This is a genomic window from Bacillus sp. PK6-16 (genome assembly GCF_056530295.1).
Genome location: NZ_CP096511.1, coordinates 3,551,555 through 3,572,073, shown reverse-complemented (window position 1 = coordinate 3,572,073; position 20,519 = coordinate 3,551,555). Strand labels below are relative to the sequence as shown.

Here is a 20,519-nt window from a genome sequence, read left to right as displayed (position 1 = left end):
AATCTAATTTAATTAGATTAGTAATGTGAACCCATATCTAATAGAGTAAAAAAAAGCTTATGCACTTGTATAAGCTTTTTTTTATGAATAAGTATAGAAAATGATGGTAATTCATATTCAAGATATATTTTAGAATCACAAAGTAACTAGTAGTAAACAATTTTTTGTTACGTAATATTCTATTTTACTTTAGAAGATAAAAGAATAGTTAAGGGGAATAAGCATGAAAATATGGGGATTAAAGAGTGTATTAGATAACTATGAGTCTTTCCAGTTATTAAATTTTGAAGAAGATCACAAAAAATATATTGATGAAAAAATAAATTCAGTAACTCATTTAGCAAATTCATGGGGAAATATATATAGTGTATTGAAGGAGATATTCATAGTGATTTCCCTAAATTTTGGGGAGGAACTGGTGCTCCAATGATTAGTGAAAAAGCCAAGCAAGTACTTAAACCTTTAATAGGTGATAATGTTGAATTTTTACCACTCTTACGCAATTCAACTAGTGAGGTATATTACTTGGTCCACGTGTTGAATGTACTTGATGCAATTGATAGTGATAAAGCAATTTTTAAAAAACTGATTACAGGTTTAATAATAGGATGCGAAAAATTCGCATTTGATAGTAATACTGTTCAAAATGAGATGATTTTTAAGGTTTATATAAATGGGAAAATTCATCCCACAGCTGTTTTTATTTCAGATGAATTGAAGGTTCTTATTGAACAAAGTGATTTAAAAGGTTTTGAATTTATTCAAATCTGGGATTCAGAAGAGCTCTCATAAATAAATTCTAAAATTATAAATGGTCCTGATAAGGTTACGATAAAACTTAAGTCCCCTTGTTATACAAAGTAGGGGACTATTTATTCTGCATTAACGAGCAGTAAGATTCCCACCTCGAAATTCGGCTGAAGCAAAGAGGTGAGGTGGGAGATCAACTGTTTGTAAAAGGCTAATAATTCCTGGAGATGAACAAAACTTCCGATGCAAAATATTATTTTTCATGCACCAACATCGTAACATCATCATTAATCAATGTCCCCACATGTTCGCCTAAACATATTTTTTTCATGACTCCAGGCTCATCAAAGTTAAAGACATGTGCTGGTAAATTGTAGTCCCGGGCAAGCAGTAATGCCGCTTGATCCATAACTTGTATATTTTGTCTAACGACATCATTATAGTTTAGTTTGCTGTACATTTTTGCTGATTTGTTATGCTTCGGATCACTTGTAAAAACGCCATCGACACCCTGTTTTGCGACTAATATGGCATCACTATTCATTTCAATGGCTCTTTGTACACTTGGATAATCTGTCGTCACGAACGGTTGCCCGTTTCCGCCTCCAAAGATAACGATATAACCGTTATCTAAATGGTGGACTGCACGCAAGCGAATGTATGGTTCAGCTACTGCATTAAATGGAATGGACGTCATAACGCGTACTTCTCTATTTGTTTTACTTGTTAAAACACCGCGAAGCATTAAGCTGTTAATGATTGTACCTAACGTACCGATATTATCAGCTTCTACGCGATCGATTCCCCATTCTTCAGCTAGATGCCCCCTAAAAATGTTACCGCCACCGATGACGATGGATACTTCGATACCTAAATCAACAATGGATAAAATTTCGTTTGCGATATGTTCTAATCGTTTGGAGTTAAAGCTATTTCCAGTTTGATCGGCAAGTGCACCGCCGCTTAATTTAATTAAGACACGTTTATATGGTCTCATAACAATTCCCCCTATATAGATCGCAATAAAAAAGGAACAAAGGCGAATGCCTTTGTTCCTTTTTAAGAAAATGAAAAAGAAAAGAAGAAGATAGGACGAATTGCTTTGTATAGTTTTTCATAACATCCACTCCTTTTCATTTTGATTTGTTTTAAGTATATATCTTTTTGATTATACGAAACAATCTGATTACTTATCAAGTTTATTTTATCGTTTTTTAACAAAATGGTGTCAATGAAAAAAAGAAGAAAAATATTTGAATTTTTTGTGACGAACTTGTAGGTTTTTGTATGATTTTGTAGGTTCGCTTATAAGATGTGTGAGTAGCTTTTATAAATTCAAATTGAAAGCGTTCGCATGAAGGGGATGAACATAAATGAAAAAATTCGGATTGGCAACACAAATTTTTGTCGCGCTTGTTTTAGGGATTGTAGTAGGGGCAGTCTTTTATGGCAATAAAACAGCGATTTCTTATATCACACCAATTGGGGATATATTTATTCACTTAATTAAGATGATTGTAGTACCAATTGTTATTTCAGCATTAATTGTTGCAGTAGCTGGTGTAGGAGATATGAAGAAGCTTGGGAAACTGGGTGGTAAGACAATTCTTTATTTCGAAATTATTACGACGATTGCTATTTTAATGGGATTACTTGCAGCGAATATATTCCAACCAGGTACTGGCGTTGATATGAGTAATTTACAGCAAAGTGATATTTCTTCTTATAAACAAACTGCAGATGCAACAGAGAAGAAAGGTTTTGCTGAGACAATTGTTCACATTGTACCGAAAAACGTATTTGAATCGATTGCACAAGGTGACCTATTACCGATTATATTCTTCTCAGTACTATTCGGCTTAGGAGTTGCAGCAATTGGAGAAAAAGGAAAGCCAGTCTTTAACTTCTTTGAAGGTGTACTCGAAGCCATGTTTTGGGTTACAAATCAAGTTATGAAATTTGCACCATTTGGTGTATTCGCATTAATTGCCGTTACGGTTGCAAAATTTGGTGTAGCAACATTACTTCCGCTAGGAAAACTAGTGCTAGCTGTATACGTAACTGTTATACTATTCGTTGTGATTGTATTAGGTATTAATGCACGAATGGTTGGAGTAAACATTTTTACATTAATGAAAATTTTAAAAGAAGAACTGATTCTTTCGTTTACGACAGCAAGTTCAGAAGCTGTTTTACCTAATATAATGAGAAAAATGGAAGAGTTCGGTTGTCCAAAGGCAGTTGCCTCTTTCGTAATTCCGACAGGTTATACATTTAACTTGACTGGATCGGCTATTTATCAAGCGTTAGCGGCATTATTTGTTGCACAAATGTACGGTGTGCACATGTCACTAACGGAGCAAATAACGTTATTATTCGTTCTCATGTTAACATCCAAAGGTATGGCGGGAGTTCCAGGTGCATCGTTCGTTGTTGTATTAGCAACGTTAGGTTCGATGGGGCTACCACTAGAAGGTATCGCGTTAATTGCGGGAATTGACCGCATTTTAGATATGATTCGCTCATCTGTCAATGTATTAGGAAATGCATTAGCGGCCATTGTTATGTCGAAGTGGGAAGGCGAATTCGATAATGAGAAAGCAAAACAATATGTAGAAACAGTCAAAGAAACAAAAGCAGCATAAGAAATCGTTAAGGAGTGAATAATCATGGCAACATTAACTGAAGTTAAAAATGGTGTTCGAATTGAAAAAGATTTTTTAGGTGAAAAAGAAGTACCAAACTATGCATACTACGGCGTACAAACAATGCGTGCAGTTGAAAACTTCCCAATTACAGGATACAAAATCCATGAAGGCTTAATTAGAGCGTTCGCAATTGTAAAAAAAGCAGCAGCGCTTGCGAATACAGATGTAGGAAGATTGGAATTGAACAAGGGCGGTGCGATCGCAGAGGCTGCTCAAGAAATTCTTGATGGAAAATGGCATGATCATTTCATCGTAGATCCAATCCAAGGCGGAGCGGGTACTTCAATGAACATGAATGCAAATGAAGTCATTGCCAATCGTGCGCTTGAATTATTAGGGATGGAAAAGGGAGATTATCATTATATTAGTCCAAATAGTCATGTAAACATGGCGCAATCAACAAACGATGCATTCCCAACGGCGATTCATATCGCAACATTAAATGCATTAGAAGGCTTATTACAAACGATGGGTTATATGCATGATGTATTTGAATTAAAAGCAGAACAGTTTGACCATGTTATTAAAATGGGTCGTACACATTTACAAGATGCTGTGCCAATCCGTCTTGGACAAGAATTTAAAGCATACTCTCGCGTACTTGAACGTGATATGAAACGAATTCAACAATCGCGTCAACATTTATATGAAGTAAATATGGGGGCAACTGCAGTTGGTACAGGCTTAAATGCAGATCCAGAATATATTGAAGCAGTTGTAAAACATTTAGCTGCAATTAGTGAATTACCGCTTGTTGGTGCAGAAGATTTAGTAGATGCGACACAAAATACGGATGCTTATACTGAAGTATCTGCAGCGCTTAAAGTATGTATGATGAATATGTCTAAAATTGCAAATGACCTTCGCTTAATGGCATCAGGTCCACGTGTTGGTTTAGCGGAAATTATGTTACCAGCTCGTCAACCAGGTTCTTCTATTATGCCAGGGAAAGTAAACCCTGTTATGCCAGAAGTTATTAATCAAATTGCGTTCCAAGTAATAGGTAATGATCATACAATTTGCCTTGCTTCAGAAGCAGGACAATTAGAATTAAACGTGATGGAACCAGTACTTGTTTTCAACTTACTGCAATCGATTAGCATTATGAATAACGGTTTCCGTGCCTTTACAGATAATTGCTTAAAAGGAATTGAAGCGAATGAAGATCGCTTAAAAGAGTATGTTGAGAAAAGTGTAGGAATTATTACAGCCGTGAACCCTCATATCGGTTATGAAGCAGCAGCTCGCGTTGCGAAAGAAGCAATTGCAACAGGCCAATCCGTTCGAGAACTTTGTGTGAAAAATGGTGTATTGTCACAAGAAGACTTAGAGTTAATTCTAGATCCATTCGAAATGACACACCCAGGGATTGCAGGAGCAACTCTTTTAAAGAAAAATTAAAAGAAGAGGGGGACAATCCCCTCTTTTTTGTTTACAATATAGAAATGCTATATATGAATAGAGGTAGGGATGTTATGAGCAAGTTTACAGTAGCTCCTAATGGTGCATTAGAAACAACATTAAGAGGAGCAGAAGTATTATCAACACCACTTTTAAATAAAGGGGTAGCTTTCACACAAAATGAAAGAGAAGAGTTAGGTTTAAAAGGGTTATTACCGCCAGCGGTTTTAACGTTAGAAGAACAGGCACGCCGAGCATACGAACAATTTAGTTCTCAGCCGGATGATTTATTAAAGAATGTATACTTAACTGCGTTACATGATCGAAATGAAGTATTATTTTATCGTATATTAACAGATCATTTACGTGAAATGTTACCGATTGTATATACACCAACTGTCGGTGTAGCAATTCAAAGATATAGTCATGAATATCGTAAACCACGTGGTGTTTATTTATCAATTAACGATCCATCAGGTATCGAAGAAGCATTCACGAATATCGGTGCAACAGCTGAGAACATTGATTTAGTCGTTGTAACAGATGGAGAAGGCATATTAGGAATTGGTGACTGGGGCGTTGGTGGTATTAACATCGCAATCGGAAAATTAGCTGTTTACACTGCTGCAGTTGGAATCGATCCTAGTCGTGTATTACCGGTAATTTTAGATGTAGGTACAAACCGTGAGGAGCTATTAAACAATCCATTTTATATTGGAAATCGTCACCCTCGTATAACAGGTGAAGCTTACGATGAATTTATTGATACGTTTGTACAAGCGGTAAATAAACAATTCCCGAAAGCACTTTTACATTGGGAAGACTTTAGCTCTCGTAACGCACGAAAAATTTTAGATAAATATCGTCATGATGTTTGTACGTTTAATGATGATATTCAAGGTACAGGTGCAGTTTCACTTGCGGCAGTATTATCGGCAGTGAAAGCTTCTGGTGTACCGCTAAGTGAACACCGCGTTGTTGTATTTGGTGCTGGTACGGCTGGAATCGGTATCGCAGATCAAGTTAGAGATGCGATGGTCCGCGTAGGCGTATCTGAAGAAGAATCATATAAGCGTTTCTGGTGTATTGATCGTAACGGGTTAGTTACAGATAATATGGAAGATCTTCTTGATTTCCAAATTCCGTACGCAAGAAAAGAAGCAGAAGTAAGTGGGTGGAAGCAAAATGATGTGATCGGACTTGCTGAAGTTGTGAAACATGTAAAACCGACAATTTTAATTGGTACATCTACTGTTGCAGGTGCATTTAAAGAAGCGATTATTAAAGAAATGGCTTCTCACGTAGAAAGACCAATTATTTTACCAATGTCGAATCCAACGCCACTTGCTGAAGCGAAACCAGCAGATTTAATCGAGTGGACAGAAGGAAGAGCGTTAGTTGCAACAGGAAGTCCATTTGAACCAGTTACATATAACGGTGTAACGTATGTGATTGGACAATCAAATAATGCACTGATTTTCCCAGGTCTTGGTCTTGGAACAATTGTAGTACGAGCAAGTGTCATGACGGATGGAATGTTCGCAGCAGCAGCTGAAGCAGTTGCAAGTATGGTAGATACAAGTCAGCCAGGAGCACCTATTTTACCAGAGGTCGAAGAATTACGTAATATCTCAGAAATGGTTGCAATTGAAGTAGCGAAAGTTGCAGTTGCAGAAGGTGTTGCAAGAGTGAACTTAAGTGATAACGATATCAAGATGGCAGTGCAAGAAGCAATGTGGAAGCCAGAGTATCGCCAAATAAAAGCGGTAGAAAAGGTTAGAATATAGAAAAAAAGCCCGTTTATAACAATAAGCGGGCTTTCACTTTTACTACTGAAAAAAAGTATAGGAAGTGTCACCTTTGAATTGGAATCAATTATGGAAGAAAGATATGTCCCTTTTAATTATATTAATGGTCGTTGTTCCGATTGCTGGGGAGCTGAACTTTCATCCCTTTAATGATACGTTTCGAGTTAGCTTCGGTACACCGCTATTCTTCTTTTTATTATTATTTTTAAGAAGAGTACCAGCAGGAGTTGCAGGTATTCTTGTTGGTATATCTGTAGTCTTATTCCGAGTATGTCTTGACTGGATCATGCAAGGTTCATTTCATATGACAGAATCATTTTATTTGCGTTATCCTGTGTTCTTCTATTATTTTATTTATGGCAGTTTTTTTTCGCTTTGTAGGGTAAATAAGTTCCATCAGAAACCAATCATTATTGGATGCCTTGGAATTTCAATTGAAATTGTTGCAAGTATGTCAGAACTTGCGTTTTATCACATGTTAGTACTAGGTACAACAATAACGATTTCTGAAGTGAATAAACTTATTATTATTGCTATTTTTCGTAGTTTCTTTGCACTTGGTTTTTTAAATATGATGAATTTATATGAAACGAAATTAAAAGAATCGCAAGTTCGAAAAGAAAATGAAAATATGTTAATGCATCTTTCTAATTTATATGTGGAATCTGTTCATTTGAAAAAGACGTTACAAAATGCGGAGTTAATTACACAAGAAGCATATCAACTATATCGAAAATTACAAGTAAGCGCTGATTCAAGTAGTAAAACAGCATTGAAAATAGCGGGGGAAGTGCATGAAATAAAAAAGGATAATCAAAGGATATTTGCAGGATTATCTAAACTGTTATTAGATAAAAATGTGGCTGAATATGTAGAAGGACATGAGTTAGCAGAGATGATTGTTAGAATAAACGAGAAGTATGCTGAAATGCTAGAAAAGGATATACGTTTTTCTAAACATATAGAAGGTGAGCATGCTGCATACCACGTGTATACAGTGCTATCAATTTTTAATAACTTAGTTGCAAATGCAGTTGAAGCAATTGAAGATAAAGGTTTCGTTATTATTAAGCTATATAAAAGAAATCAGCATATATTTTTTGAAGTAATTGACGATGGGCCTGGTATTACACAAAAGTATAAGAAATTAGTATTTAAGCCAGGATTTACTTCCAAGTATGATCAAACGGGAACACCGTCAACTGGTATTGGGCTTTCTTACATAAATGAAATGGTAACAGAGCTAGGCGGAGAAGTGAAATTAGAAGACCGAGAAAATAAAAGAGGATGTAAGTTTATCGTTTGTTTACCAGAGGATAGTTTAAAGCAGGAAGGGGAATAGATTTGTTTTATTATATCGTAGACGATGATGAAGTTTTCCGTTCGATGCTTTCGCAAATTATTGAAGATGGAGATCTTGGAGAAGTAATTGGTGAGGCGGATGACGGAGCTTTTATTGAAGCGGATCAACTAAATTTTAAAAAAGTAGATATTTTATTTATTGATTTGTTGATGCCGATGAGGGACGGAATTGAAACAGTTCGTCACATTGCGTCAACTTTCACGGGGAAAATCATTATGATTTCTCAAGTGGAATCGAAGCAGCTTATAGGTGAGGCATATACACTTGGTGTAGAATATTATATTACAAAACCATTAAACAAAATCGAAGTTGTATCTGTTGTACGCAAAGTGATGGAGCGTATTAGATTGGAGCGTTCTATACATGATATTCAAAAATCATTGAATAACGTGTTTCAGTGGGAAAAGCCGCAATTGCGTACTGAACCAGTGCAAGAAGGAAAAAAGATAGGGGATTTAGGGCGCTTTTTACTATCAGAACTCGGTATTGCCGGAGAGAATGGAAGTAAAGATTTACTTAGTATGCTGGAATATTTATATGGTCAAGAAAAGGCACAGACATTTGAGTTTGGCTTTCCTGCGTTAAAAGAAATTTTTCATCATATTACGATAAGGAAATTAGGGGATCTAGCTTTAGAGGCGGATATTGATAAAGAGAAAAAAGCGTCTGAACAAAGAGTACGTCGAGCTATTTATCAGTCGTTAAATCATTTGGCTTCTTTAGGATTAACAGACTTTTCAAATCCAAAATTTGAAAGCTATGCTCCAAAATTTTTCGATTTTACCGTAGTTAGAAAACGGATGACAGAAATGACGAAAGATGAACTCGCATCTTCTGGTCATACGCGAATTAATACGAAGAAGTTTATTCAAGTGTTGTATTTTGAGGCGAAGAGGTTGATGGAGATAGAGTGAAGAAGATGCTTATAAATAAGCATCTTCTTTTGTTAAATCAACATTTTATATTTTCTTGTGGAGCATGTAAAATGTTAAGTAAGAGAAAATGGTTTTATATTAAGGAAGTGTCAAAGCGATGAGTTTCACATTGAATAAATCGATTATTAAAGAAGTGTGCGGAGAGACCTCATATAAAAGAGGTGAAGCCTATTATAAATCAAATAAAGTGATAATAGATCATTACGATGAAAATAAAGAAATTTGTGAGGCGACAGTAAAAGGGAACGAGGATTTCCGTGTTACAGTAAAAAAAGCTAAAAAAGGTGATATTGTTGCAAAATGTAGTTGTCCTTCATTAGCGTCTTTTCAAACGTACTGTCAACATGTTGCAGCAGTATTAATACAAATAAACTATAATCAACAAACAGGTGGAATGAGCTCCACTAGTAACAGAAATGATCAATTGACAAGTGGTATGTTTCAGCTGTTCGCGGACAAACCACTGAGGCCAAAAAGTAAACAACACCGTTTTGATACACGTGAAATATTAGATGTTGAGTTTATATGTACACCAGTAGCTACGAGAAGTGGTGGGGCTCTACTTGGAATTCAATTGAAACTTGCCAAAGTGTATTTCATAAATTATATTAGAGAATTTCTTTCTAAGGTGGAGAAAAGAGAGTCTTTTCATTGTTCAAATGAATTTACATATACACCAGATGTACATAGTTTCAAACAAGAAACGGATGCGATTATTCAGCAGCTCATTAAAATGTATCATAACGAAAAAATGTATGAGGATGCGTTAGAAGTACATGCGAAACAAGATGAAAGTATGATATTTATACCACCAGCTTCATGGAAAGATATGCTCTCTTCACTTTCTAAAGTTGAATATGTACAGCTGAAACAAAATAAACAACTGTTTCAGGGATTACAAGTTTCAAAAGGTTTGTTGCCGTTACACTTTGAATTTACGAAGGGAAATAATGGCGGATTTACACTTCATATAGATGGTCTAAATCGTGTACAAGTTATGGATATGTATAACAATGCACTTTACGATGGGAAATTATATCACTTACACATTGAAGATTGTATGCGACTTATTGAATTACAAAAGATGATGAGTCGCTCAAATAGTAATCAGTTTTATATTCCAGAAAGTAAGATGGAACATTTCGTCGCGAAAGTTGTACCAGGATTAATGAAGCTCGGAACTGTACACATTGATGAAGTAATATCGGATCGTGTTGAAACACCCTCGCTAAAAGCGAAATTGTATTTAGACCGCGTGAAAAATCGCTTATTAGCAGGTGTTGAATTTCACTATGGGAACGTCATGATTAATCCGCTACAAGAGGATGGACAGCCTTCTGTTTTTAATCGTGATGAGAAAAAGGAAAAAGAGATTTTAGACATTATGAGTGAAAGTGCCTTTGCAAAAACAGAAGGCGGTTACTTTATGCATAATGAAGAAGCTGAGTATAACTTTTTATATCACGTTGTGCCAACATTAAAAGGTTTAGTTGATATTTATGCGACGACAGCAATCAAATTGCGAATTAGTAAAGGGGATGCAGTTCCTCTTATTAGAGTGAGAAGAAAAGAAAGAATTGATTGGTTGTCATTTCGTTTTGATATAAAAGGAATACCAGAAGCAGAAATTAAAGGTGTATTAGCGGCCCTTGAAGAGAAACGTAAATATTATCGATTGGCGAATGGTTCGTTTTTATCGCTAGAGAGTAAAGAGTTTAATGAAATTAATCAGTTTATAAAAGAATCAGGTATTCGGAAAGAATTTTTACATGGAGAAGAGGTAAATGTTCCGCTTATTCGAAGTGTAAAATGGATGAACGGACTTCATGAAGGTAATGTTTTAAGTTTGGATGATTCTGTTCAAGAGTTAGTAGAAAACATTCAAAACCCGAAAAAATTAAAGTTTGCTGTGCCAAATACTTTAAATGCAGAAATGAGAAAGTATCAAGTATATGGGTTCGAATGGATGAAAACACTTGCTCATTACCGTTTTGGGGGTATTTTAGCAGATGATATGGGACTTGGAAAAACGTTGCAAAGCATTGCTTTTATAGATTCTGTTTTGCCTGAGATTCGAGAAAAGAAACTGCCTATATTAGTCGTTTCACCATCATCTCTTGTTTATAATTGGTTTAGTGAATTGAAAAAATTCGCCCCGCATATTAGAGCTGTTATTGCAGATGGAATTCAAGCAGAGCGCCGGAAAATTTTGAAAGATATAACAGAATTTGATGTTGTAATTACGTCATATCCATTACTGAGAAGAGATATAAGATTGTATGCAAGACCATTTCATACACTATTCCTTGATGAAGCGCAGGCGTTTAAAAACCCTACAACGCAAACGGCAAGAGCTGTGAAAACAATTCAAGCTGAATACCGTTTTGGGCTAACGGGTACACCTGTAGAAAATTCATTAGAAGAGCTATGGTCTATCTTCCATGTCGTCTTCCCAGAATTATTACCAGGAAGAAAAGAGTTCGGTGATTTAAGGCGTGAAGATATAGCGAAGCGAGTGAAACCATTCGTATTAAGACGATTAAAAGGAGACGTATTAAATGAGTTACCAGAGAAAATAGAGCACTTACAATCATCGGAGTTATTACCCGATCAAAAGAGTCTTTATGCTGCTTATTTAGCGAAGTTAAGGGAAGAAACGTTAAAGCATTTAGACAAAGATACGTTACGTAAAAATAAAATTAGAATTTTAGCTGGTTTAACGAGATTGCGACAAATTTGTTGTCATCCTGCTTTATTTGTTGATGATTACAAAGGAAGTTCAGCTAAATTTGAACAACTGTTAGAGATTTTAGAGGAATGTAGAAGTACAGGAAAGAGAATATTAATTTTTTCTCAATTTACGAAGATGCTTTCTATTATTGGTCGTGAGTTAAATCGCCAAGCAATTCCATACTTTTATTTAGACGGGAGCACACCAGCACAGGAACGTGTAAAGCTGTGCAATCGGTTTAACGAAGGAGAAGGGGATCTATTTCTCATTTCTTTAAAAGCTGGTGGTACCGGACTTAATTTAACTGGTGCAGATACAGTGATATTATACGATTTATGGTGGAATCCAGCTGTTGAACAACAAGCGGCTGATAGAGCGTATCGAATGGGGCAAAAAAATACAGTACAAGTTATAAAGCTAGTAGCCCACGGTACAATCGAGGAGAAAATGCATGAACTGCAAGAAAGTAAGAAAAATTTAATTGCTGAAGTGATTGAGCCGGGAGAAGAAAAATTAGCATCCATCACGGAGGAAGAAATACGAGATATTTTAATGATTTAATATGAAAAAGCTATGCTTTCACATGTGAAAGCATAGCTTTTTGTTGTAATAATTATATTTTGTTTTGTGCAAAGTAAAGAAATCAAATGTTATTTAAATTACTTCTTTGTACCTTTACTTTTGTATGGCTTTGCAGCTTTCTTTTTCTTTGCACTCGATTGCCAACGGTTCCATCCTTTACTTCCTGTACCTTGTCCTACACCTTTTTTGGGTTTCGCTTTCGTTTTACTCATGTGATCACTCCGTTATATAAAAAATCTTATTTAATAATAGCCAATGTTTTAGAAAAATATTCTGGATAAATGACTATGTTTGTTTTAAGTAAAAACAAACTGCTTGAATGCTATAGTATATCATGAAATTGCAAGTAAACTGAAAGGAATTATAAAGAAAATGAAAATAATAAGAAATACTGCGGATTCTATATTCCGAACGATCACATTAATTATTGTGTATACGTTAGTTTCGGTCAGTGAAACATTTTTTGGATTGACGAGGCAGAAAAAGTAAAGATGTTAAATTAACAACAATCAATAAAGCCGTAAAATAAAGAATTGAAAAATATTTTAAAACTTTTTGTTGACTTTCTTTATTTTTTGTATAGAATAATCATTAATAAAATGTTTCAGAGATGTGACAACAAAACGACTATGAAAGGACGAGTAGTAGTAGGACGTAGTTTAAGCGAGTCAGGGGTGGTGTGAGCCTGATACGAAGCCTATTATGAAGAACCTCCTGGAGTTGCTAACCGAAATCCTTTATAGGAAAGTAGACTTAGCCGGGAACTTCGCCGTTACAAGAAGAACAGTATCGAGATATTTCATCTCCGTATTGTATAAGTGAGCAACCTCTGTTGCTAATTTGGGTGGTACCGCGGAACCAAAGCCTTTCGTCCCAGTTTTTTGGGAAAGAAGGGCTTTTTTTGTTGGCTTCTTTTCACAACATCCAAACATTTTAGGAGGAAACCACCATGTATCAATCATTAATGACAGTAAGAGAGACTCAAATTGCAATTAAGGAAGTTAAAACATTTTTCGAGGACCAATTAGCAAAACGCCTTGAACTATTCCGCGTATCTGCACCATTATTCGTAACGAAAAAATCAGGATTAAACGATCACCTAAACGGTGTAGAACGTCCAATTGAATTTGATATGTTACATTCAGGAGAAGAATTAGAAATTGTTCATTCACTAGCGAAATGGAAACGATTTGCATTACATGAATACGGATATGAAGCTGGTGAAGGTTTATATACAAACATGAACGCGATTCGTCGTGATGAAGAACTTGATGCAACGCATTCCATTTATGTTGACCAATGGGATTGGGAAAAAATCGTTCAAAAAGAATGGCGTACTGTCGAATACTTACAAAAAACAGTACAAACAATTTATGGAATATTCAAAGATTTAGAAGATCACTTATTTGAAAAATATCCGTTCCTTGGAAAGTATTTACCGGAAGAAATTGTTTTCGTTACTTCTCAAGAATTAGAAGATAAATATCCAGAATTAACACCGAAAGATCGTGAACATGCAATTGCAAAAGAACACGGTGCAGTCTTCATTATCGGAATTGGTGATGCACTTCGTTCAGGTGAAAAGCATGACGGACGCGCAGCTGATTATGACGATTGGAAATTAAACGGTGACATTTTATTCTGGCACCCAGTACTACAATCTTCATTTGAGTTATCATCAATGGGAATTCGTGTTGATAGTAAATCACTTGATGAGCAGTTAACGAAAACTGGTGAAGACTTCAAACGTGAGTATGATTTCCATAAAGGTATACTAGAAGACGTACTACCATTAACAATCGGCGGTGGCATTGGACAATCAAGAATGTGCATGTACTTCTTACGTAAAGCACATATCGGTGAAGTTCAATCTTCTGTATGGCCTGACGATTTACGTGAAGCTTGCAAGAAAGAAAACATTCATCTGTTTTAATAGAAGTAAGGGAATAGCTTAAATATAGAGCTATTCCCTCTTTTTTATAAAACTTCACTTGCTTATTTATTACCGAGTTCTTCCGCTAAACCGATTAAAATTCCTTCGACTCCACGAATGTAGCAGAGACGATACGAGTTCTCGTACTGAACTACTTCGCCAACGAGCTCTGCACCATGCTTAGTGAGTCTTGATACCATTTCGTCAATATTTTGAACGGTGAACATGACGCGTAGATAACCGAGGGCGTTTACCGGAGCTTTTCGGTGATCTGCTATAGTAGGAGGGGTGAGAAATCGCGAAAGTTCAATTCGGTTGTGGCCATCTGGAGTGACCATCATAGCGATCTCTACGCACTGAGAACCGAGTCCAGTTACGCGACCAGCCCATTCACCTTCGACATTGGCTCGACCTTCGAGATTCAAGCCAATCTCCTCAAAGAAAGAGATTGCGTTATCAAGAGATTCTACAACGATGCTGACATTGTCCATTCGTAGTAATTTGTTTTTTGCCATAGTCTTATCTCCTTATGTATAAAAGTTCATTATTTAATCATCCTCATAATTATACTACTAAGTAGTTACAAATTCCTTTCAGTCAAAAGCACCTTGTCACAGTATAGGAAAATGTGACAAGGTGCTTTTAATATGTCATATAGCATCTTGTTAACGAATAGCTTTTTATTTAATAGGAAGGAAGTAGATTAATATGATTTTTTTATAAGCGTTACTAAACATATCAAATTAGCTCATTTGCACGAAAGGCTCAATTTTCGCCATAAATGATTGATGCAGCGCCTCAACGCCTGTTACTAAATGAAGGCGGTCAATAACGACAGACACTTTAATTTCTGATGTACTTACCATTTTAATATGAATATCTTCTTCTTTTAAAGTAGTGAACATATTTGCAGCGACACCTGGGTTAGATACCATGCCAGATCCTACGATTGATACTTTTGCTAAGTGGTTTTCATGTTCTACAGATTCATAGTGAAGAGTTTCTTGATTTTGTTCCAAAACTTTTAAAGTTTCTCTTAAATCATTCGAGTGAATGGAGAAGGAGAGATGTACAGTTCCTTCATTTGTAATACTTTGAATGATGATATCTACATTAATGTGTGCTGATGCTAATGTAGAGAAAACTGTTGAAAGCGAGCCTTGTTCTAGTCCTTTAATTGTGACACGTGTAATATTATCCTCAAATGCAATACCTTTAACGATTGATTGTTGTTCCATGTTACATTCTCCTTTTACAATTGTTCCGTTTTCTTGTTCCATACTTGAGCGAACTTCTAAAACTACGTTATGATTTTTAGCAAACTCAACGGCGCGTGGGTGTAATACGCCAGCACCGAGATTAGCAAGCTCTAACATTTCGTCATAAGAAATTTCGTCTAATTTGTAAGCATCTTTTACAACTCGTGGGTCCGTCGTATATACGCCTGTAACATCCGTATAAATATCACATTTTTTTGCTTTAAGTGCAGCGGCTAGTGCGACAGCGGTCGTATCAGAGCCACCACGGCCAAGCGTTGTAATTTCATTTTCTACACTTATACCTTGGAAACCAGCTACGATAACAATCGTACCTTCAGCAAGATAAGATTGAATACGATCTGTATGAATGTCAGTAATCCGTGCGCTACTATGTACAGATTCTGTCGTAATACCTGCTTGCCACCCTGTTAATGAAATTGCATGATAGCCTTTTGCTTGCAGTGCCATTGTTAATAATGAAATAGTTACTTGTTCTCCTGTAGATAGAAGCATATCCATTTCACGTTTACTTGGATTTTCTGTGATAGCGTTAGCGAGTGCGACAAGTTCATCTGTGCTTTTTCCCATTGCTGAAACGACAGAGACAATGCTATGACCTCGTTCATATTCTTCAATAATTAAATTTGCTACATGTTGAATGCGTTCGACGCTTCCGACAGAAGTGCCACCGAATTTTTGAACAATTGTTTCCATTACAGATTCCTTCTTTCGTCTATTTTTAAGAATAGATTAGGAAATATATAAATCCCAATACTCCTGTAGTTACCAGAAAGACAAACAAAAAACACCATCTCAAATAAGTGAGGATGGTGCTGTTACAGGAAAAGGGAAACAGAAAACGGAGCTAATAAAAAAACCGCCAAAAAAGGAATATCATAAAAAATGATATCTCTTTTTTGTAGATAGCTCTTCATACGTACACGTTTGTACATATGACAGTTCTGTTTCTATTCGAAAACAGCCCCAATTGATAAATGCAGAGAAATTTATCAATTTCGGCAATACTTCCTTTTATCTAACTTCATAGACATCTCTGTGTCTCCATTAGAATACTCATAAGTATCGCAACCTCTATCTCACGTTTTAGGCGAGAGTGTTTGATTTATGAAGTTGTTGGTAACATTTGTTTTATAATAATTTAAATTTTTCGGGGAATCAAGTGTTTTATATATATTTTAAAAATTCTTTCTTTTTTTGGGGAAGTTTGTGAAAAATGTAGCAAAATAAATTCATTGCATGTACATTAAACTTATAGTGCATAGGAGGTGGGGAGAATGAAAAGGAAACAGCCTATTTATGTTGCGACAAAAATGAACACGACGATGGAAAAATTATGGGAATATACGCAAGAACCACATATACATACAGAGTGGGATGCTCGCTTTACTGAAATTTCGTATTTAGAGAAAAAAGAAGGAGAACCACAGAAGTTTTTGTATAAAACAAAGATTGGATTTGGGCTTGAAATAGCTGGAGAAGGGGAATCAATAGGTGAAATAAGAAAAGAAACTGGTGAAAGAATTTCTTCTTTAAAATTTTGGACGGATAATACATTATCTCTTATTCAAATAGGACGTGGTTATTGGAAGTATACGCCAAATAAAGAATACATCCATTTTGAGACACAATATGATTATGATACAAGATTTGGTCGTGTAGGGAATGTAATAGATTGCTATATATTTCGGCCGTTATTAGGTTGGGCGACTGCTTGGAGTTTTGATGCTTTAAAATTATGGTTAGAAAAGGGGCTTCATCCTAGGTTACTAATTAGAAGAACAATGACGTATTGGCTCGTATGTTTTTTATTTGCTTTTGTATGGATATATCAAGGGATAGTGCCAAAACTACTGTTTACTCATTTAGAAGAAGTAAAGATGCTTTCTGTATTAATCGGTTCAAATGAAAGTAGTATATGTATACTTAAAATAATTGGGATGTTAGAAATAATTTTCGGTGTCGTATGGCTGTGGCCAATAATAAAACGAAAATTATTTATACTGCATATTATTGTATTACTAGTTTTAACGTTAGCAGCAGGATTTACGAATATTGCAAGCTTTACAGGGGCGTTTAATCCGATTACATTAAATGTTCTTCTAATGGGGTTATCAATTGTCGGTTATATAAATAGTTTCGATTTACCAAGCGCGAAAAATTGCAAGAGGGCGAGAAAGGGATAAGTGTATGGCTAATATGTATGAACGATTATTAGGGGATACCTATAAAAATCTTCATCCTGAATTGCAGAAGCGTTATGCGATTACAGAAGAGAATAGTTTTACAGGGGAAGGAAAGATGGATGAAATTTACGGTGGCTCTTTTTTCGTGAAATTTATATTGAACATTACATCGAAGTTTCGAATGTTTTTCTCGGAACGAGGAGAGGAAATTCCATTTACGATACAAAACATAGCTGAGCGAGATGAATATGGACGAGAATTAGTAAGGTGGAACCGTACTTTTTATTTCCATAATAAGAAAAGATATTTTAATGCAGTTATGCAATTGGATGAAAACGAAAATGAAATTGTAGATTATTTTGGTGAACCACATTTACTCGTTTCTACACTGCATTTTCATATCGATGAGTTAGGGGCAATGCATATTTCTTCAAAGAAACAATGGTTTTATATGTTTGGAAGAAAAATGCCGTTACCAAAATTTTTGTATGGTGAGGCAAAAATTGTTGAAAGTTATGATGAAACACTTCAGTGTTTTCGAATTCATGTACAAGTACGAAACCCGTTAATTGGTTCGCTTTTTTCATATAAGGGAACATTTGTGGAAAGGGAATAAACGATATGAAAAATATAATATTTGGGCTTGCTTGTTATGTTATTTTTCTAATATGTGAGTGGTCAAATATAAATCCTGTTGAAGCAATTATATTATTATCTGTTTTATTATTTATACCAATGTCACTTTGTATTATTGATAAAAGAAAAAGAGATGGATCGCAATTATTATTTTATAAATCCGTATCATTTTTATATCCAATCGCAGCAATTTGTGCAATGCTAGCTTTCGTCACAAATCAATATGTATTTGCGCTAGTTTGGTTTGTATATACAGGAATTGTTGCGTTATTTGGTGTAAGTAGATTGCTAGAAAGAGGATGGAAGCCGTTAGAAGAGATCGCCATAGATAGTGCGTTTATTTATTTGTTTTTAGGTGGTTTTTGGTTTTCTGCTTCAGTAGCAAAACTTTCAATTATGCATTTTAGCTCTGACATTGTTTTACTCACAGCTGCACATTTTCATTATTCGGCGTTTCTATTGCCATTATCAGCTGGTTTAATAGGGAGAAAAAGAGAAAAGAGAAGTAAAGTGTATGATGCTATTATGTTTATCATCATGATTTCACCTATGACAGTTGCAATAGGAATTACATACTCAAGAATATTTGAATTTTTTGCAGTGTTCCTATATTTATGTGCAATTTATGGGTATGGATTTTACGTTTGGAGAGCAAAATTTAATGCTATCAGTGCAAAGATTCTTCTAATTGTTTCGTCTAGTACACTCATGGTTACAATTATGTTCTCACTTATATATTCATACGGAAATTTGAAGCATGTAATGACGATTACAATTGCTCAAATGGTTTGGATTCATGGTGTTGTCAATGGAATTGGAGTAGCTTTACCGGCATTTATCGGCTGGGTGATTGAAAAGAGTGTTCCGAATTATAAATACTATGGGAAACCAATGAGTAAGTTAAGAGGAAATGTGGCAATTGGTGAGGCTTATTTATATAGCAGCAATTTAGTAGACAGTAAGGAATACAACGGTTTAGTCGATAAAGTAAATGACTTTCATAGTGAGGCATTTGATGTGACGAAGGTTCCTTTAAGTATGATTCATTTTTATGAAAATACAGCAGAGTATGAATTGCAATCGAATATTAAATGGACTCGTTGGTTCCGTCCGTTCGCACTTTGCTATGAGAAAATGAGTAAGCGTGTAGAACAAATACATTTAGGGATGGGCGGCAATTGGGAAACGATGCATGGCTCTATCATTAGTGTAATAGATGAGAAAGATGGAAGAGAGAATGTAAGGGCTTGGATAAGGAAAAATGAAGCAGGTGAATCTATTTTTGTAGCTCTTTATTCAAAGCATACAAATAAGAATGAGACATATATGAATATCGCCTTACCTTTACCTTATTCGAATATGACTGGTATTTTGAAACTATATAATGATAGTCATGATTTAATCATTACTAGTAAGTTAAGAGAAAATGGTCAGGGAGATGAGGGGATTTATTTACATACTCGGTTCTTAACAATCCGTTTACCGTTAGCAGAGACTTTCATCATTACAGAGGGTAAGGATAAAATGTTAACAGCTCATCATAGCATGTGGCTATTTGGACTTGAATTTTTACATATTCATTATAAGATTGAAAAAATTGCACAGAAGTAAGAAAGGCTTGGATGGGTTTCCAAGCTTTTTTATGTATGGGTAATTGTCATAGAAATTTGTTTATTTAGCTCATTATCCCAAACACGTTGAATTTCAAAAGTGCCTGTTTCAAAAAATAATGGGAATCTTTCTTTAAACCAAGTTTGCATAGGTAGCTTTAGTGCTGTATCAATTGGCATCCATAATAATTCACCCTCAGGAGGGTTCAAAAGAAGTTCACCTTCAAATGAGTCTGTCCAATAGTTGAATACCATGTACCGAACATTCCCTTTCGGATTTACATATTCATCTAATCCTTTAAAAGTTAAATTGGAAACAAGTAGTCCAGTTTCTTCTTTTACTTCTCTTATAGCGGCTTGAACGATACTTTCGGGGAAATCTATTTTGCCGCCAGGAGCGATGTAGCCAGGGAAACCTCGATGGTTGGGGCGTTTTATGAGTAAAACTTCATTGTTACGTTGGATCATACACATTGTATAGATCTGGTGTTCGATGTTATGTGAATTTAGAGGCATAATGATGTATTCTCCTTTATATTTTTTTGATAATTTTACCATAACATAATTGTTTCTTATATAATTAGAAATATAATATTATA

General features: G+C 35.3%; 15 protein-coding genes, 1 pseudogene, 1 riboswitch and 1 other annotated feature. Of the genes and pseudogenes, 11 read left to right on the top strand and 5 right to left on the bottom strand.

Features of this window, described 5'->3' with window-relative positions; all coding sequences use genetic code 11:
- Window positions 1–223: 223 nt before the first annotated feature.
- Window positions 224–792: pseudogene (locus M1D66_RS18155) on the top strand (imm11 family protein).
- Window positions 793–1,003: 211 nt separating this feature from the next.
- On the opposite strand, the gene pyrH reads toward M1D66_RS18155, so the two are convergent.
- Entirely contained in the window at window positions 1,004–1,747 is a 744-nt protein-coding gene (pyrH, locus tag M1D66_RS18150) for a UMP kinase (RefSeq protein WP_001248059.1), read from the bottom strand.
- A gap of 376 nt (window positions 1,748–2,123) precedes the next feature.
- Here pyrH and M1D66_RS18145 point away from each other — a divergent pair, with 376 nt between their 5' ends.
- The 6 genes from M1D66_RS18145 (at window position 2,124) to M1D66_RS18120 (ending at window position 12,257) form a co-directional block, all read left to right on the top strand.
- The gene (locus M1D66_RS18145) at window positions 2,124–3,395 is read left to right on the top strand and encodes a cation:dicarboxylate symporter family transporter (protein WP_000713293.1); all 1,272 of its coding nucleotides are present in this window, start codon (window positions 2,124–2,126) and stop codon (window positions 3,393–3,395) included.
- 24 nt (window positions 3,396–3,419) lie between these two features.
- A complete protein-coding gene (gene aspA / locus M1D66_RS18140) occupies window positions 3,420–4,859 on the top strand; it encodes an aspartate ammonia-lyase (RefSeq protein WP_000224194.1) in 1,440 nt (479 codons plus the stop codon).
- 74 nt (window positions 4,860–4,933) lie between these two features.
- Window positions 4,934–6,646 carry an oxaloacetate-decarboxylating malate dehydrogenase gene (gene malS, locus M1D66_RS18135; protein ID WP_242554676.1) on the top strand — a complete coding sequence of 571 codons (1,713 nt, stop codon included), beginning with the start codon at window positions 4,934–4,936 and terminating at the stop codon, window positions 6,644–6,646.
- A 64-nt stretch (window positions 6,647–6,710) separates the two neighbouring features.
- A complete protein-coding gene (locus M1D66_RS18130; protein WP_242554675.1) occupies window positions 6,711–8,009 on the top strand; it encodes a sensor histidine kinase in 1,299 nt (432 codons plus the stop codon).
- A gap of 2 nt (window positions 8,010–8,011) precedes the next feature.
- The gene (locus M1D66_RS18125) at window positions 8,012–8,944 is read left to right on the top strand and encodes a response regulator (protein ID WP_000500302.1); all 933 of its coding nucleotides are present in this window, start codon (window positions 8,012–8,014) and stop codon (window positions 8,942–8,944) included.
- A 118-nt stretch (window positions 8,945–9,062) separates the two neighbouring features.
- Window positions 9,063–12,257, top strand: coding sequence for an SNF2 helicase associated domain-containing protein (locus M1D66_RS18120; RefSeq protein WP_144596495.1), 3,195 nt, complete (start codon window positions 9,063–9,065; stop codon window positions 12,255–12,257).
- Window positions 12,258–12,355: 98 nt separating this feature from the next.
- Here M1D66_RS18120 and M1D66_RS18115 read toward each other — a convergent pair whose 3' ends face one another.
- Window positions 12,356–12,490 carry a DUF3934 domain-containing protein gene (locus M1D66_RS18115; protein WP_000047591.1) on the bottom strand — a complete coding sequence of 45 codons (135 nt, stop codon included), beginning with the start codon at window positions 12,488–12,490 and terminating at the stop codon, window positions 12,356–12,358.
- A 408-nt stretch (window positions 12,491–12,898) separates the two neighbouring features.
- Window positions 12,899–13,157: a binding site (T-box leader), on the top strand.
- A 70-nt stretch (window positions 13,158–13,227) separates the two neighbouring features.
- Between M1D66_RS18115 and asnA the strand changes: the two genes are divergently transcribed.
- Window positions 13,228–14,211 carry an aspartate--ammonia ligase gene (gene asnA / locus M1D66_RS18110; protein WP_000284917.1) on the top strand — a complete coding sequence of 328 codons (984 nt, stop codon included), beginning with the start codon at window positions 13,228–13,230 and terminating at the stop codon, window positions 14,209–14,211.
- 62 nt (window positions 14,212–14,273) lie between these two features.
- Here the strand turns inward: asnA and M1D66_RS18105 are convergent, their stop codons facing one another.
- The gene (locus M1D66_RS18105) at window positions 14,274–14,726 is read right to left on the bottom strand and encodes a VOC family protein (protein ID WP_086385839.1); all 453 of its coding nucleotides are present in this window, start codon (window positions 14,724–14,726) and stop codon (window positions 14,274–14,276) included.
- A gap of 228 nt (window positions 14,727–14,954) precedes the next feature.
- The gene (locus M1D66_RS18100; protein WP_086385840.1) at window positions 14,955–16,184 is read right to left on the bottom strand and encodes an aspartate kinase; all 1,230 of its coding nucleotides are present in this window, start codon (window positions 16,182–16,184) and stop codon (window positions 14,955–14,957) included.
- Between the two features lie 202 nt (window positions 16,185–16,386).
- Window positions 16,387–16,573, bottom strand: a riboswitch (Lysine riboswitch).
- 192 nt (window positions 16,574–16,765) lie between these two features.
- On the opposite strand from M1D66_RS18100, the gene M1D66_RS18095 reads away from it, so the two are divergent.
- Genes M1D66_RS18095 through M1D66_RS18085 form a run of 3 tightly spaced genes read left to right on the top strand, consistent with a single transcriptional unit; the run spans window position 16,766 to window position 19,921 of the window.
- A complete protein-coding gene (locus M1D66_RS18095) occupies window positions 16,766–17,674 on the top strand; it encodes a DoxX-like family protein (RefSeq protein WP_086385841.1) in 909 nt (302 codons plus the stop codon).
- Between the two features lie 4 nt (window positions 17,675–17,678).
- Complete coding sequence (locus M1D66_RS18090; protein ID WP_086385842.1) at window positions 17,679–18,290, top strand: DUF4166 domain-containing protein; 612 nt, start codon at window positions 17,679–17,681, stop codon at window positions 18,288–18,290.
- Between the two features lie 5 nt (window positions 18,291–18,295).
- The gene (locus tag M1D66_RS18085) at window positions 18,296–19,921 is read left to right on the top strand and encodes a YndJ family protein (RefSeq protein WP_242554674.1); all 1,626 of its coding nucleotides are present in this window, start codon (window positions 18,296–18,298) and stop codon (window positions 19,919–19,921) included.
- A gap of 29 nt (window positions 19,922–19,950) precedes the next feature.
- Here the strand turns inward: M1D66_RS18085 and M1D66_RS18080 are convergent, their stop codons facing one another.
- A complete protein-coding gene (locus M1D66_RS18080) occupies window positions 19,951–20,436 on the bottom strand; it encodes an 8-oxo-dGTP diphosphatase (RefSeq protein ID WP_242554673.1) in 486 nt (161 codons plus the stop codon).
- Window positions 20,437–20,519 lie beyond the last annotated feature (83 nt).